Source organism: Stenotrophomonas sp. SMYL20 (assembly GCF_036320045.1).
GTDB classification, from domain to species: domain Bacteria; phylum Pseudomonadota; class Gammaproteobacteria; order Xanthomonadales; family Xanthomonadaceae; genus Stenotrophomonas; species Stenotrophomonas maltophilia_A.
The window spans coordinates 68,136-81,633 of the sequence record NZ_JAWIRT010000022.1 but is presented as its reverse complement, the minus strand read 5'-3'; the positions used below and the strand labels follow the sequence as shown (position 1 = coordinate 81,633).

The 13,498-nt window shown below is 67.3% G+C and carries 16 protein-coding genes; 6 read left to right on the top strand and 10 right to left on the bottom strand.

What is annotated here, in order from left to right:
• Window positions 1-468: 468 nt before the first annotated feature.
• Together V3B48_RS16795 and V3B48_RS16790 are read right to left on the bottom strand one after the other, a co-directional pair.
• Window positions 469-1,041: a redoxin domain-containing protein gene (locus V3B48_RS16795; protein ID WP_107432203.1), complete on the bottom strand. Its 573-nt coding sequence runs from the start codon at window positions 1,039-1,041 to the stop codon at window positions 469-471.
• A complete protein-coding gene (locus V3B48_RS16790; RefSeq protein ID WP_032130426.1) occupies window positions 1,038-2,312 on the bottom strand; it encodes a YihY family inner membrane protein in 1,275 nt (424 codons plus the stop codon). The genes V3B48_RS16795 and V3B48_RS16790 overlap by 4 nt, the downstream gene beginning before the upstream one ends.
• A gap of 77 nt (window positions 2,313-2,389) precedes the next feature.
• Here V3B48_RS16790 and wrbA point away from each other — a divergent pair, with 77 nt between their 5' ends.
• The 3 genes from wrbA (at window position 2,390) to V3B48_RS16775 (ending at window position 3,880) form a co-directional block, all read left to right on the top strand.
• Window positions 2,390-2,983 carry an NAD(P)H:quinone oxidoreductase gene (gene wrbA / locus V3B48_RS16785; RefSeq protein WP_012510135.1) on the top strand — a complete coding sequence of 198 codons (594 nt, stop codon included), beginning with the start codon at window positions 2,390-2,392 and terminating at the stop codon, window positions 2,981-2,983.
• Complete coding sequence (locus V3B48_RS16780; RefSeq protein WP_032130425.1) at window positions 2,980-3,315, top strand: DUF2069 domain-containing protein; 336 nt, start codon at window positions 2,980-2,982, stop codon at window positions 3,313-3,315. The genes wrbA and V3B48_RS16780 overlap by 4 nt, the downstream gene beginning before the upstream one ends.
• A 79-nt stretch (window positions 3,316-3,394) precedes the next feature.
• Window positions 3,395-3,880 (top strand): asparaginase domain-containing protein, encoded by a 486-nt coding sequence (locus V3B48_RS16775; RefSeq protein ID WP_329894102.1) that lies wholly within the window; start codon window positions 3,395-3,397, stop codon window positions 3,878-3,880.
• 120 nt (window positions 3,881-4,000) lie between these two features.
• Here V3B48_RS16775 and V3B48_RS16770 read toward each other — a convergent pair whose 3' ends face one another.
• The 6 genes from V3B48_RS16770 to sufT all read right to left on the bottom strand — a co-directional run bounded on the left by V3B48_RS16770 (window position 4,001) and on the right by sufT (window position 10,012).
• Window positions 4,001-5,740: a S8 family peptidase gene (locus V3B48_RS16770; RefSeq protein WP_004144921.1), complete on the bottom strand. Its 1,740-nt coding sequence runs from the start codon at window positions 5,738-5,740 to the stop codon at window positions 4,001-4,003.
• 378 nt (window positions 5,741-6,118) lie between these two features.
• Window positions 6,119-7,141 carry a M23 family metallopeptidase gene (locus tag V3B48_RS16765; RefSeq protein WP_317218388.1) on the bottom strand — a complete coding sequence of 341 codons (1,023 nt, stop codon included), beginning with the start codon at window positions 7,139-7,141 and terminating at the stop codon, window positions 6,119-6,121.
• 1 nt (window position 7,142) lies between these two features.
• On the bottom strand, window positions 7,143-7,478 hold the full coding sequence (locus tag V3B48_RS16760; RefSeq protein ID WP_012510131.1) for a transcriptional regulator: 336 nt from the start codon (window positions 7,476-7,478) through the stop codon (window positions 7,143-7,145).
• Complete coding sequence (locus tag V3B48_RS16755; RefSeq protein WP_182267302.1) at window positions 7,475-8,131, bottom strand: hypothetical protein; 657 nt, start codon at window positions 8,129-8,131, stop codon at window positions 7,475-7,477. Before V3B48_RS16755 ends, V3B48_RS16760 begins: the two co-directional genes overlap by 4 nt.
• A 175-nt stretch (window positions 8,132-8,306) precedes the next feature.
• The gene (locus tag V3B48_RS16750) at window positions 8,307-9,401 is read right to left on the bottom strand and encodes a branched-chain amino acid aminotransferase (protein WP_010481775.1); all 1,095 of its coding nucleotides are present in this window, start codon (window positions 9,399-9,401) and stop codon (window positions 8,307-8,309) included.
• A 59-nt stretch (window positions 9,402-9,460) separates the two neighbouring features.
• Window positions 9,461-10,012 (bottom strand): putative Fe-S cluster assembly protein SufT, encoded by a 552-nt coding sequence (sufT, locus tag V3B48_RS16745; protein WP_005415385.1) that lies wholly within the window; start codon window positions 10,010-10,012, stop codon window positions 9,461-9,463.
• A gap of 122 nt (window positions 10,013-10,134) precedes the next feature.
• Between sufT and V3B48_RS16740 the strand changes: the two genes are divergently transcribed.
• Window positions 10,135-10,554, top strand: coding sequence for a hypothetical protein (locus V3B48_RS16740; protein ID WP_049399978.1), 420 nt, complete (start codon window positions 10,135-10,137; stop codon window positions 10,552-10,554).
• 158 nt (window positions 10,555-10,712) lie between these two features.
• Here the strand turns inward: V3B48_RS16740 and V3B48_RS16735 are convergent, their stop codons facing one another.
• Window positions 10,713-12,173 carry an NAD(P)(+) transhydrogenase (Re/Si-specific) subunit beta gene (locus tag V3B48_RS16735; RefSeq protein WP_329894101.1) on the bottom strand — a complete coding sequence of 487 codons (1,461 nt, stop codon included), beginning with the start codon at window positions 12,171-12,173 and terminating at the stop codon, window positions 10,713-10,715.
• A complete protein-coding gene (locus V3B48_RS16730) occupies window positions 12,170-12,490 on the bottom strand; it encodes an NAD(P) transhydrogenase subunit alpha (RefSeq protein WP_005408173.1) in 321 nt (106 codons plus the stop codon). Before V3B48_RS16730 ends, V3B48_RS16735 begins: the two co-directional genes overlap by 4 nt.
• Window positions 12,491-12,588: 98 nt before the next feature.
• On the opposite strand from V3B48_RS16730, the gene V3B48_RS16725 reads away from it, so the two are divergent.
• The gene (locus V3B48_RS16725) at window positions 12,589-13,173 is read left to right on the top strand and encodes an RNA polymerase sigma factor (RefSeq protein WP_329894100.1); all 585 of its coding nucleotides are present in this window, start codon (window positions 12,589-12,591) and stop codon (window positions 13,171-13,173) included.
• Window positions 13,170-13,496, top strand: a complete 327-nt coding sequence (locus tag V3B48_RS16720) for a hypothetical protein (protein ID WP_197617095.1) — start codon at window positions 13,170-13,172, stop codon at window positions 13,494-13,496. The genes V3B48_RS16725 and V3B48_RS16720 overlap by 4 nt, the downstream gene beginning before the upstream one ends.
• Window positions 13,497-13,498: the final 2 nt, after the last annotated feature.

Sequence of the window (13,498 nt, the reverse complement as noted above, 5' to 3'; positions counted from 1 at the left end):
TAGATCCACGCCATGCGTGGATGCTTTTCGATTCCCATTCGAAATATTCGATTCCGATGGAGATTCATCCACGCATGGCGTGGATCTACTGCAGATCGCGGAGATCTGCCGAAGGCGGGGTGGGTCCGGTTGCGGGGGCGTGAGCCGCATGGGCCCGAGGCATGCCTCGGGCGGGTTGGGCAGGACGCCCAACCCCGGTCTTGCCGTGTGCGCAGGACTGCGCACACGAGCAAGCGGCGACCGAGCTTACATGGGTGAGGGCGCTTTGCTTGCGAAGCACGGCTTCGCAAGCGCCCGAACGCACAGCCGCCAGCGGCTGGGCCGGGCCCCGGAGGGGGACTTGCAGCGGCCCCCGCAACCGGCCCCACCCCGCCATCCCTCAGGAGACCCGCCTTTGCTTCGGCTGTTGCCGTTGCTGTTGCTCTGGCCTCCACGGGTGCAGGGCCGCAGGCCCTGCCGACCAACCCACTACTTTGCGCTGGCGATCTGCTTTTCGATGTCGGCGGCCGTCACCGGGCCAAGGAAGGTGTGCGCCAGCTTGCCCTGCGGATCCAGCAGATGCGTCAACGGCAGGCCACGCGGCGTGGCGAAGTCCGCCGGCGGATCGAACGGGTCCACGATCACGATCGGATAGGTCACCGGATGCTTGGTCAGGAACGACTGCATCTCCGGCACCTCGATATCCTCATAGGCTAGGCCAACCACCTCGATGTTGCTGCGCATCGCATGCAGCGCCGACAGCTCCGGCATCTCCTTGCGGCACGGGGCACACCAGGTCGCCCAGAAATTCACGATCACCCACTTGCCGCGGTGCGCGGCCAGGTCGTAGTCGCTGCCATCCACCGCCTTCATCCTCAGCGTCGGGAACTCGGCAGTGGTGCGCTCGGCCGGGGTCTCTTCGACCGGTGCCGGTGTGGTCGGCGTCGGTGCCTGTGCTGGCGGCTGGCTGCTGGCGGGGGTCGGCTCCTGGGCCGGTTTGCAGGCCGACAGCGCCAGCAGCAGGGCCAGCGGAAGCAGCAGCAACGGGGTCTTGCGGGTCATGGCATGTCTCCGGAATCGGTGTAGATATCGCTGACCTTGCGCTTGAGGCGTTCGCGCAGGGGCAGCCGCAGATCGTCCAGTGCCGCCAGCGCAGCACGGCCCAGTGTGTCGTCGCGGTATGGCAGATGCTGCTCGGCTACCGGAATGCGCAGCTGGGTACATTCGTACAGATCGGCCAGGCTCACCTGGTCCAGGTCGCGCGAGAGCAGCCATTCGCCACGTTCATCGCGGCGCAGCAGGCCGATCTCCTGCAGGTTGCAGGCCAGGTCCTGCAGCAGCGAATCGGTCAGCATCGGCTCCAGCCGCAGGATTTCATCATCGGCCAGCCCCTTGCCCTTGGCTCGGGCATGGTGGAAGCGGCCGAGCAGGCGCAGCAGGCCATAGAACTCGTAGCCCTGCGGCAGGCGCAGTTCCACCGGCTGGTAGCGGAAGGCGGCCATCGACGAGGACAGCGACGCGCCCAGCAGCACCGCCACCCAGCACAGGTAGATCCACAGCAGCAGGATCGGCACGAAGGCGACCGTGCCGTAGAGCTTCTGGTAGGACTGGAAGCTGCCCAGGTAGGCGCCGATGCCCCACTTCACCAGTTCCAGGATGACCGCCGCGAGAATCGCGCCGGGCACCGCGTGCCGCCATTTCACGGTGTGGTGCGGCACCACCCGGAACATCAGCGTTATACAGACGAACTCGATCAGGATCGGCGCCAGCCGCAGCGCGAACTCGGCCAGCCAGCGGCCCTCCTGGGTGCCGAACAGTGGCATCGCGAACACCCGCGCCGACACCGCCAGCGAAGCGGCAGCGAGCATTGCGCCCAGGGTCAGCACGGTCCAGTAGACCAGGAAGCGGGTCAGCTTGGGCCGGGTCGAGCCGACCCGCCAGATCTGATTGAAGGTCTCTTCAACGCTGTTGAGGGTGATCAGCAACGAGACCACCAGTGCGATGAAGCCGGCGGCGGTGAGCTGGCCGGCACTGGCCGAGAACTGCCGCAGGTAGCCTTCGGCCGCACGCGCGGCGTTGGGCACGAAGTTGGAGAAGACGTAATCGCTGAGCTGGTCGCTCCAGCGGTCGAAGACAGGGAAGGCCGAGAGCACGCCGAACACCACGATGGCCAGCGGCACCAGCGCGAACACCGTGGTGTACGCGAGCGCCGCCGCTGCCTGGAACAGGCGGTCGTCGAGGAAGCGATGCCACAGGAAGCGGCCGAAGCTGATGGCGCGTGCGCGATCCCGCGCGCGCTCCATCCACAGGTTGAGCGTATCCAAAGGTTCCATCGGCGAAAGGGTACCCGATGCGGAATGTTCGCAGGATAGCCATACTGGTGGCCACACGACGAGGAGAAGCGGTCACGATGGGCGAGATTCTGGTGCTGTACTACAGCCGGGGCGGTTCAGTGGCACGGCTGGCGCGCCAGATCGCGCGGGGCATCGGCGAAGTGCCGGGCATGACCGCGCGCCTGCGCACAGTGCCGCCGGTGGCCGCCGTGACCCAGACCGCACAACCTCCGGTCCCCGACGATGGTGCCCCCTACGTGAGCGTGCAGGACCTGGTCGAATGCCAGGGCCTGCTGCTCGGCAGCCCGACCCGCTTCGGCAACATGGCGGCGCCGGTCAAGCACTTCCTGGACGGGCTGGGCGCCGAATGGGTCAACGGCACCCTCTCCGGCAAGCCGGCCGGCGTGTTCACCTCCACCGCCTCGATGCATGGCGGCCAGGAATCGACCCTGCTGTCGATGCAGGTGCCGCTGCTGCACCATGGCTGCGTGATCGTCGGCATCCCGTTCACCGAGCCGGCGCTGAGCCACACCACCAGTGGCGGCACGCCGTATGGCGCCAGCCATGTGGCCGGTGCAGCCGACGACCCGCAGCCGACCGACGATGAAGCCGTGCTGGCGCGCGCGCTGGGCCGCCGGGTGGCCGACATCGCACAGCGGTTGGCCCGATGAGCGCGGCGCCGCGCACGGTCCTGCTGCTGGCCCTGATGGGGCTGGCGGCGCTGTTCGCCGGCTGGTTCATCAATGACAAGCACTGGCTGGCCACCCAGCTGGTGTTCACCGCGCCGCCGCTGGCGTTGGCCGTTGCCCTGCGACTGGGCTGGCGCAAGGCTGGTTTCTGGGCCTCGGTGCTGGCCCTGGGCTGGTTCAGCCACGGGGTGATGAGTGCCTGGAGCCACCCGGAAACACGCTGGCTGGCGCTGATCGAGATCGCGCTGGCCCTGCTGGTGATCTTCAGCGCCAGCCTGCCGGGGCTGCGCGCCCGCTTCGGCAAGCGACGCTGACGCTGCGGCCGCCGGGCCGTATCATCTGTGTTCCTGGCCCCGCGCCGCTGTACCTGTCCTGGTTTCGCGCATGCACATGATGGAAGAGCTCCTGGTCGTCACCACCGGTGGCACGATCGACAAGATCTACTTCGACGACAAGTCGGACTACCAGATCGGCGACCCCCAGATCGGCATGATCCTGCGCGAGCTGGGCGTGACGTTCCGCTTCAACGTGATTCCGATCCTGCGCAAGGATTCGCTGCACATCAACGATGAGGACCGCGAACTGATCCGCGCCACCATCGCCGCGCAGCCGACCCGCCACGTGCTGGTGACCCACGGCACCGATTCGATGGTGCAGACCGGCCAGGTGCTGGCGACGATCGCGGACAAGACCATCGTGATGACCGGCGCGCTGAGCCCGGCGCGTTTCCGCGGCTCGGATGCGGAGTTCAACATCGGCTGCGCGATCGGTGCGGTGCAGTCGCTGCCGAGCGGCGTGTACATCGCGATGAACGGGCGGATTTTCGACCCGCAGCACGTGCGCAAGAACGTGGCCGCGAACCGCTTCGAATCGGTCTGAGGAACAGCGTGCCGACCAAGGTCGGCACCTACCACGACGCGGCGGCTCGTATCACCGCGCGTCCCCATGCAAAAACGCCCCGGCCGGAGCCGGGGCGTGCCCATGGAGAGGGGCTTGGGCTCAGTACTGGGCGTTGAGAGTCAGGCCCGAGAAGGTGCTGTAGGCCTTCACCCGCACATACCACGTGCCGGCAGCCGGACTGTTGATGGTGCAGGTCTCGCTGTTGCCGCTCAGGTACGGGCGGCAGGTGTAGGCGGTATCGGTCGGGGCACTGCCCTGGCGCACGTACAGGTCGGCGTCACCGCTGCCGCCACTGATCGCCACGCGCAGCTGGGTGCTGCCGGCCGGAACGTTCACGGTGTAACTCAGCGAAGCGCCGCTGGCAGCGCCGAGGCCGGTGACCGGAACGTTGTTCTGCAGGACGTTGCCACCCGGGTTCGGGCCGCCACCGTTGATCGCCGCAGCCACGGCCGCGTCGGCGTCGATGATGCCGGCGCCGCAGCCGCCCGAGCAGGCGCCCGGCAGCGGACGTGCAGTGCTCTTGATGATGCTCTCCACCTGCGCCGGGCTCAGCGGGCTCGGGGCTACGGACTGCATCAGCGCGACCACGCCGGCCACGTGCGGTGCCGCCATCGAGGTGCCGTTGTACGAAGCGTAGCTGGCACTGCCCGGGGTGGTGGTGCCGCTGTTGAGGGTGGACAGGATGCCCTGGCCCGGTGCCGAGATGTCGATTCCGTTGCCATAGTTGGAGAAGCTGGCACGCGCACCGGCCGAGGTGGTGGCCGCCACTGCGATCACGTTCGGGCAGTTGGCCGGCACCGACGAGGACACGTTGGTGTTGCTGTTGCCGGCGGCGACCACCACGGTGGTGCCACGCCCGACAGCGCCATTGATCGCGTTCTGGTAGGTGGTCGAGCAGCTGCCGCCGCCGCCCAGCGAGAGGTTGATGACCTCGGCCGGATTGGCATTGGCCGGCACGCCGCTGACGCTGCCGCCGGACGCCCACACGATCGCGTCGGCAATGTCGGAGGTGTAACCGCCGCACTTGCCGAGCACGCGCACCGGCACGACCTTGGCGTTGAACGCAGTACCTGCCACGCCGGTGCTGTTGTTGGTCACCGCCGCTACCGTGCCGGCCACGTGGGTACCGTGCCAGCTGGAGTTCGAACCCGGGTAGCCCGCCTGGCACTCGTTGTCGCCGTACCAGTCGCCCTCATCGTTCGGGTTGTTGTCGCGGCCGTTGCCGTCGCGCGCCATCGCCGCATCACTGATGAAGTCGTAGCCCGGCAGGATGTTGGCATTGAGGTCGGCGTGGTTGGTGATGCCGGTGTCGATCACCGCCACGACCACACCGGTGCCGGTGGCCTTGTCCCAGGCCGGCCGGATGTTGATGCCGGCATTGGAGGTGCCGAAGCCCCATTGCTCGCTGAAGCGGGTGTCGTTCGGGGTCAGGGTGGCACGCATGATCTGGTCGACTTCAACGTATTCCACGTTCGGGTCGGCGGCCAGCTTGCGCATCAGCTGCTCGGATTCGGCCTGGTCGAGCGGACGATCGGTCTTGACCAGGGTCGGGCCGACGGCCAGCTTGCGGACCTGCTGCAGGCCCAGCGCGCGGCCCTGGCTGCTGGCCAGGCCGGCGGCGGCACTCTTCAGCGAAGAGGCCAGTGCGGTGGTGTTGGCCACCGGCGCGCTGCCGTCGCGGTACTTCACGATGAAACGCTGGTGGGTCTGTGCGGACTGCAGGCCGCTGAGCTGGACATCACCGGCCAGCGCAGGCGTGGCCAGCAGCAGCGATGACAGAACGGACGCACCAAGGACCACCCACACTCGACGCACACGCGGTTGCGTTACCTGGGACATCGTATTTCCCTTTCTTGTGGTGTGAATGCCGGAATCGGCAGAAGCACCGGCCCGAACCCTGGGCTGGCTTGCGTTGGCGAGGTTCGAAGTCCGGCGAGCCAGCGGATCCCCCTAACGATCCGCCGTGCAGATGACGCTAATGACCAAAACCGGACACCACAAGATTTTCAGCGTCTTTTCAGCAAGATGAAATGTTCGTTCTGAGACTTTTCGGGTCGAGGGTTTGTGAAGGTGAAGGAACTTTCTCCTGCCCTGCACGCACCTGACTGGGTCATCACGTGTCCTGCGATGACTTTGCCGACATCGGCGTCCACTGCTGACACCAACGACGGCGCAGCGTGCCCGCGGCGTGCCTGCCCATCGCGTCGGACGCGCTGACTACTTTGCCTGCGGGAGGCGCGCCGGCCGGATCCGCTGACCTTTGACCGGCTCGCCGCGTGCAACCGGCTGGTCATCGGCCACATAACCGGAGAACTGTGCCGGGAGCGCTTCGCCGACACCGAACACAGGCCCGGCCTGCAGCTGGTAGTGCAGGTGCGGCTCGGAGGAGTTGCCGCTGTTGCCACAGTCACCGAGGTGCGCGCCGCTGCGGACAGCCTGTCCCTGCGCCACACGCACACTGCCCTGGCGCAGGTGCGCCAGCACCGAGTATTCCTCGTTGCCGTGGTCGAGGATGACGCGGTTGCCGGTGAGCTGGGCGGCATTCATCTGGCCCGGCACGTTGTCGGCGACACCCTCGATCACCTCCACCACCGTGCCGTCGGCGGGCGCGAGGATCGGGCGACCGAAGCAGTAGTAATCATCGTTGCGCAGGCCATCGCCACGGTGCGACCGGCCATCGCGGACCACCAGCAGATCCAGCGCGAAGCGCTGGCCGGCATGGGCCGCATGGTAGTTCTGTTCGACACTGCGCCCGCCCCAGAACACGAAGTACTCATCGTCGAACGGCAGTTGCAGCCGTGTGCGGGTCTGGTAGTCGAGGAACCCGCTCGCTGCGGCCTGCGGCGGCGTGGTCTGTAGCGGGCGGATGTAGAAGCCGCCAATCCGCCCGTCGGCATCGATGGCCCACAGCACCTGGATCAGGTCCGGGCTCCTGGCGAAGCGCGCCTGCCGCAGATAGGTGTCGAATCCATCAACCTTCTCGACCTTCTCACTGACCAGCTCGGTTTCTGCGCCCCAGCCCGCCAGCACCTGCTCGCGCAGCGCCACCAGGTTCTGCGGGGACTGCAGCCCCGCCTGCATCTGCGGCGTCATCCGTTCCCACAGTGCGTCGATGTGCCCTTCGTAGAACTGCGTGGTCAGCGCAGCTCCCTGTTGGCGCGGATCTGCAGCCGCAGCCGCGCCGATGAGGGCAGAGAAGGAAACAACCAGAACTGCAAACAGGCGCGGGAGCAATGTCATGTCAGGCGTCCTTTCGATCCGGATCGGGAATGCCGGCAACGATCGCCGCCAGCTGCGTGCGGTACTCGGCCAGGGCAGTGCGGCCCATCGGCGTCAACTGCAGGGTGGTCAGCGGGCGCTTGCCGCGGAACGACTTGTCGATGGCGACCAGTCCAGCAGCCTCCAGCTTGCTCAGATGGCTGGACAGGTTGCCCTTGCTCAACCCGCTGAGATGTTCGACAAAACCGAACTCGGCGGATTCGGCACCTGCCAGGATCGACAGGATCAGCAGGCGTGCCGGCTCGTGGATCAAGCGGTCGAGCTGGAGCAGCGCTCTGGAATCAGGCAGCTGGGTCATCCGACGTTCGTCCGCGCCGCCATGAACGCGCGCATCTCCACCTGCAGCCGCTGGAAGCGCTGGTGGTCACGCCAGCCGACCACGATCAGTGCGACGGATGCCAGCGGAAACACGGCCGTGCTCAGGGCGAAGCCATACGCCTGCCCGGTGAAAGCCAGCGCGGCCTGGCACAACAGGAACACGCCCACGATGAACTCCAGCGGCGTACGCAGCCAGCGCCACACCACCCAGGGCAGCAGCGCCACCACGGCCAGGTAACCAATGGCGCGCAGGTCCCAGGGCAGCTCACCCATCGGCGCCAGCCGGGTCAGCACGCTGCCGATCACCAGCACGCTTACCAGCGCGGTGAAGGCAATGAAGAAGCGCTGGAAATTGCGCTCGGCCGGCGTGACCTGCTCCTCGACCTGGCCCAGCCGCTGGTAGTAACGGCGTGCCAGCCATTGCTTGCCGACGATCCACAGCACCGGCACGGCAATCAGCACGATGCGCAGCGCCAGGGTGGTCGGCAGCAGCGCGCCGGCAAGGAACGAGGCCAGGCAGGCAATGCCGCCTGCCATCGCCGACAGGCCCCCGGCACTTCGCGAGTACCGCGAATATTCACGGGTCAGCGCCTGCAGGCGCGAGGAAGGATCAATGACGGACGGCTGCTGCATGACACGCTCCATCGGGGTCGCTTGAATTTAGTTTGCAATGCAAACCTATTTGCGTCAAGCGCCCGCCTGCTGCGGTCGACGGGCGGGCCCACAACGCAGAAAGCCCGTCACTGGGACGGGCTTTCAAGAAGCGCCGCCGGCGCATGGCCCGGCGCTACCGGTTCAACGCGGGCGATCAGCCCAGCTTGACCAGCCAGTTGTGGCGGTCCGGCAGGCGGCCGTACTGGATGTCGGTCAGTTCCTTGCGCAGCGACATGGTCACTTCGCCGGCCGGTGCGTTGATGTCGCCCACCGAGAAGCCTTCGCCCTTCAGCTGGCCGATCGGGGTGACCACCGCCGCGGTGCCGCAGGCGAACACTTCGGCGATCTCGCCGGAGGCAACGCCGTCCTTCCACTCGTCGATGCTGACCTTGCGCTCTTCGACCTTCATGCCGCGGTCGCGGGCCAGCTGCAGGATGCTCTCGCGGGTGATGCCTTCGAGGATGCTGCCCGACAGCTGCGGGGTAACCAGCGTGCCGTCCTTGTAGACCAGGAACACGTTCATGCCACCCAGTTCTTCCAGGTACTTGCCCTCGACCGGGTCGAGGAACAGCACCTGCGAGCAGCCCTGTGCCTGCGCCTTCTGCTGCGGCAGCAGCGAAGCCGCGTAGTTGCCACCGCACTTGGCGGCACCGGTGCCACCCTTGGCCGCACGCGCGTACTCGGTCGACAGCCAGATCGACACCGGGGCGACACCCTTGGCGAAGTACGGGCCGGCCGGGCTGGCGATCACGTAGTAGCCGGCCTTGTGCGCGCCGCGCACGCCGAGGAAGGCTTCGTCGCCGATCATGAACGGACGGAAGTACAGGCTCGACTCATCGGCCGACGGCACCCAGGCGCTGTCGACGGCGATCAGCTGCTTCAGCGATTCGACGAAGATCTCCACCGGCAGTTCCGGCAGCGCCAGGCGCTGCGCCGAACGCTGCAGGCGACGGCCGTTGGCATCCGGGCGGAAGGTCCAGATCGAACCGTCGGCATGGCGGTAGGCCTTGATGCCCTCGAAGATTTCCTGGCCGTAGTGCAGCACGGCCGCGGCCGGGTCCAGCTGCAGCGGGCCATAGGCGCGCACGTTGGCGTTGTGCCAGCCGGTGTCCTTGTCCCAGCGCACTTCCACCATGTGGTCGGTGAAGTGCAGGCCGAAACCCGGCTTCTCCAGGATCTGGGCGCGCTCTTCAGCGCTGCGCGGGTGGTCCGAACGGGTGACGGCGAAGCTGGGAATGGACTGGGACACCGGAGATTTCCTGTTCTGGTTGCGGGTAATGCCCGGCCCGCGTCACTGCGGGCCGTGGGTCAAAGCATGCCGGTCTCGAGCCGGGCCGCCTCGGACATCATGTGCTGGTTCCACGGCGGGTCGAACACCAGGTCGACGTCGGCCTCGGCCACCGTCGGGATCATTTCGAGCTTGCTGCGCACGTCGTCGACCAGGATCTCGCCCATGCCGCAGCCCGGTGCGGTCAGGGTCATCTTCACGTCGATCTCGCGCTTGCCTTCGTCCAGGTGCTTGATCTCGACCTCGTAGACCAGGCCCAGTTCGACGATGTTCACCGGAATTTCCGGATCAAAGCAGGTGCGCAGCTGCTGCCACACCAGCTGTTCCACCTGTTCATCGGTGGCGTCAGCCGGCAGCTCGAGCGGTGCCGGTGCCTCCTTGCCGATGGCGTCGCCGTCCTTGCCGGCGATGCGGAACAGGTTGCCCTCGACGAACACCGAATAACTGCCGCCCAGCGCCTGGGTGATGTACCCATAGCTGCCGGCGGGCAGGGTCACGGTGTCGCCCTGCGGGACCATCACGGCCTCGCAATCGCGTTCGAAGTGGACAGGTTCGCTGCTACGGGAATACATGGGGACCGATATGGGGCCGTGGCCAAGGCCACGCAAGACGGCATTCTAGCCCAGCCGCCCTGCCGCCGCCGGTGCACTGCGGCAAACCACAGTATCCTGTGGGTGATCTTCAGGGAGCTTCGATGTCCTCCAATGCCGCGCGTGCCAGGACCGTGACCTGGCTCTGGCCCATCATGCTGTTGCTGGGTCTGCTTGTTGCTCCCCTCGCCTGGATGATGCTGGCGCTGATGACCGGCCGGCAGGTCGGCTGGATGGCGGTACTGACCGCCCTGGAACTGGTGTTCATGCTGCGCATGGGCACGCTGGGCCCGGGCCGGCTGCGCATCGCCCTGGTCGTGCTGGGCACCGTGCTGGTGGCGGCCGTGGCCAACTGGGCCATCGCCAGCGCGTGGATGGGCGGCTCGATCGGGCTGGACCTGTGGGATGCCACGCTGCGGATGGGCCCGCACCTGGCCTGGACCCTGATCACCCTCGCCAATGGCGCGATGGAATGGCTGTGGCTGGCCCTGGGCCTGGCCGTGGGCGCCTGGCTGGCGCGCTGACCCACCGGCAGGTAGTGCCGGCCGCTGGCCGGTAGAAGCGTGCGGACCAAGGTCCGCACCTACCCGATGCAACCACCACGCGTGGATTCGGTAGTGCCGGCCGTTGGCCGGCAGAAACGTGCGGACCAAGGTCCGCACCTACCCGATGCAGCCGCCGCTCAATGCCCGCCGTCGAGCGCCTTCAGTTCGCTCACCAGCGAGGCCGCCGCTTCCGCACCATCGCCGTACAGCATGCGGGTGTTGTCGGCGTAGAACAGCGCATTCTCGATGCCGGCAAAACCGGTGCCCTTGCCGCGCTTGATAACCACCACGTTGCGCGCGTTGACCACATCCAGCACCGGCATGCCGTAGATCGGGCTGGCCGGGTCGGTACGTGCCACCGGATTGACCACGTCGTTGCCCCCGATCACCAGCACCACATCGGTGTTGGCAAATTCCGGGTTGATGTCGTCCATGTCGGCGATCAGGTCGTAGGGCACACCCGCTTCGGCCAGCAGCACGTTCATGTGCCCAGGCATGCGCCCAGCCACCGGGTGGATCGCGAACTTCACCTTCACCCCGCGCTGGCCCAACCGCTGCGCCAGCTCCCAGATCTTGTGCTGGGCCTGCGCCACCGCCATGCCATAACCGGGCACGATCACCACGCGTTCGGCGTAGGCCATCATCGCCGCGACGTCCGACGCTTCAATCGGCTTCTGCGCGCCAGTGATCGCCTGCGCTTCGCCGCCGGCGCCGCCGCCGAAGTTGGAGAACAACACGTTGCGGATCGGCCTGTTCATCGCCTTGGCCATCAGCCGGGTCAGCAGGATGCCCGCCGCGCCGACCATCATGCCGGCGATGATCAGCGCCTCGTTGCCCAGCACATAGCCTTCGAACGACACCGCCAGGCCGGTGAACGCGTTGTACAGCGAGATCACCACCGGCATGTCGGCGCCACCGATCGGCAGCGTCATCAGCACGCCCAGTGCCAGTGCCAGCACGAAGAACGCGACGATCGCCCAGGTGTTGAGCGTGCTGGCCGCGATGATCGCCAGCACCACCACCGCCAGTGCCACCAGCAGGTTCATCACCTGCTGGCCCGGCCAGGTCACCCGCTTGTCCAGGCGGCCATCGAGCTTGGCCCAGGCAATCACCGAGCCGGACAGCGACACCGCACCGATGGCCGCGCCGACCACCGCCAGCAGCAGCACCATGCCCGAGGGTTGGCGGGCAGCGAGGTCGGCCAGCGCCTGTGCGCTCCAGTGGCTGGTATCACGGTTGGCGAGGAAGGCGTAGCGCAGCAGTTCCACTGCACCGATGGCCGCGGCCGAGCCGCCGCCCATGCCGTTGTACAGCGCCACCATCTGCGGCATGTCGGTGATGGCAACCTTGCCGGCCGACCACCAGGCCAGGCCCGCGCCAAGCAGCAGCGCCACCAGGATCAGCGGCACGTTATGCAGTTCGGGCAGGAAGAAAGTCGCCACCGTGGCCAGCAGCATGCCCAGCCCGGCCCAGCGGATGCCGCTGCGCGCGGTCAGCGGCGAGGCCATGCGCTGCAGGCCCAGCAGGAACAGCGTGGCGGCGACGAGGTAGCTGGCCTTGACCAGCCAATCGAGCAGTTCGACGGTGCTGATGTTCAAGCCTGCGGCTCCTTCGGCTCGTCCTTGCCGCCCTTGGGCGCGCTCGGCTTGAACATTTCCAGCATGCGCGCGGTGACCACGTAGCCACCGGCGGCGTTGCCGGCACCAAGCACCACGGCGAGGAAGCCCAGGGCTTTCTCCAGCGGTGTCTGCGCGTGCCCCAGCACCACCATCGCACCGATCAGCACGATGCCGTGGATGAAGTTGGAGCCCGACATCAGCGGGGTATGCAGGATCACCGGCACCCGCGAAATGATCACGTGGCCGGCGATGGCTGCCAGCATGAAGATGTACAGCGCTACGAACCCGTCACTCACCGGCAACGCTCCTGCTCTGTCTTCGTCGTCCCATCATAACCATGGGCTGAACCCGGTGCGCGCCCGGCGTCAACCGAAGCCGCGCTCACGCGTTGTCGATGGTGACCCCGAGCGAGGAACCGTACCCTGTGCTGGTGAGCAGCCCCGTCCCCCCGAGCGCCGAGACCGATGCCCTGCCGGCGTCGCTGGAGGCGTTCCTGGCCAGTGTTGGCCCGCGCGCGTTCCGCTTCGCCGAGGCCGGCCTGCGCCAGCGCGAAGACGCCATGGACGCGGTGCAGGACGCGCTGCTGCGCATGCTGGACTACGCCGACAAGCCGGCTGCCGAATGGGCCCCGCTGTTCTGGAGCATTCTGCGCCGGCGCGTGATCGACGTGCAGCGCCGGCGCCGCTTCCGACTGCCGTTCTGGCGCGACAACCAGGACGCCGACGGCGGCGAGATCGACTGGGCCGACCCCGGCCCGAACCCGGCACAGGCGCACGAACAGCGCCAGCAGTACCAACAGCTGGTGGACGCGTTGCGCCGCCTGCCCGCCCGCCAGCGCGAGGCCTTCACCCTGCGCGTGCTGCAGGACCTGGACGGGGCCACCACCGCCCGCGCCATGGGCTGCAGCGAAGGCGCGGTAAAAACCCATCTGGCACGCGCCCGCCAGGCGCTGCAGGATTATCTGGAGACCCATCCGTGAACCGCTCCCTGCCTTCCGATGACACCCTGCGCAGCCTGCACGCGCAGTCGCTGCAGGCGTTGTCGCCGGCAACGCTGGCCCGGCTGCGCCAGGCTCGCCATGGCGCCATGGCCGCCCATCGCGGGCGCTGGCGCTGGTGGCTGGCCAGTGCCTGTTCACTGGTGGTGGCACTGGGTATCGGCCTGCAGTTCACCGGCCACGGCACCCTGACGGGCCCTGCGCCGGCACCTGTGCTTGCCTCGGCGGAAGACAACAGCGCGCTCTACGACGAAAATCCCGATCTGTACCTGTGGCTGGGCGATACCGACCTGGCGATGGAGTGAAT

What these genes read in the sequence shown, in the direction of transcription:
- V3B48_RS16795 (WP_107432203.1), bottom strand. Translation starts at nt 1,041, where the DNA reads ATGACCCGCAAGACCCCGTTGCTGCTGCTTCCGCTGGCCCTGCTGCTG.
- V3B48_RS16790 (WP_032130426.1), bottom strand. Translation starts at nt 2,312, where the DNA reads ATGGAACCTTTGGATACGCTCAACCTGTGGATGGAGCGCGCGCGGGAT.
- wrbA (WP_012510135.1), top strand. Translation starts at nt 2,390, where the DNA reads ATGGGCGAGATTCTGGTGCTGTACTACAGCCGGGGCGGTTCAGTGGCA.
- V3B48_RS16780 (WP_032130425.1), top strand. Translation starts at nt 2,980, where the DNA reads ATGAGCGCGGCGCCGCGCACGGTCCTGCTGCTGGCCCTGATGGGGCTG.
- V3B48_RS16775 (WP_329894102.1), top strand. Translation starts at nt 3,395, where the DNA reads ATGGAAGAGCTCCTGGTCGTCACCACCGGTGGCACGATCGACAAGATC.
- V3B48_RS16770 (WP_004144921.1), bottom strand. Translation starts at nt 5,740, where the DNA reads ATGTCCCAGGTAACGCAACCGCGTGTGCGTCGAGTGTGGGTGGTCCTT.
- V3B48_RS16765 (WP_317218388.1), bottom strand. Translation starts at nt 7,141, where the DNA reads ATGACATTGCTCCCGCGCCTGTTTGCAGTTCTGGTTGTTTCCTTCTCT.
- V3B48_RS16760 (WP_012510131.1), bottom strand. Translation starts at nt 7,478, where the DNA reads ATGACCCAGCTGCCTGATTCCAGAGCGCTGCTCCAGCTCGACCGCTTG.
- V3B48_RS16755 (WP_182267302.1), bottom strand. Translation starts at nt 8,131, where the DNA reads ATGCAGCAGCCGTCCGTCATTGATCCTTCCTCGCGCCTGCAGGCGCTG.
- sufT (WP_005415385.1), bottom strand. Translation starts at nt 10,012, where the DNA reads ATGTATTCCCGTAGCAGCGAACCTGTCCACTTCGAACGCGATTGCGAG.
- V3B48_RS16740 (WP_049399978.1), top strand. Translation starts at nt 10,135, where the DNA reads ATGTCCTCCAATGCCGCGCGTGCCAGGACCGTGACCTGGCTCTGGCCC.
- V3B48_RS16725 (WP_329894100.1), top strand. Translation starts at nt 12,589, where the DNA reads ATGGTGACCCCGAGCGAGGAACCGTACCCTGTGCTGGTGAGCAGCCCC.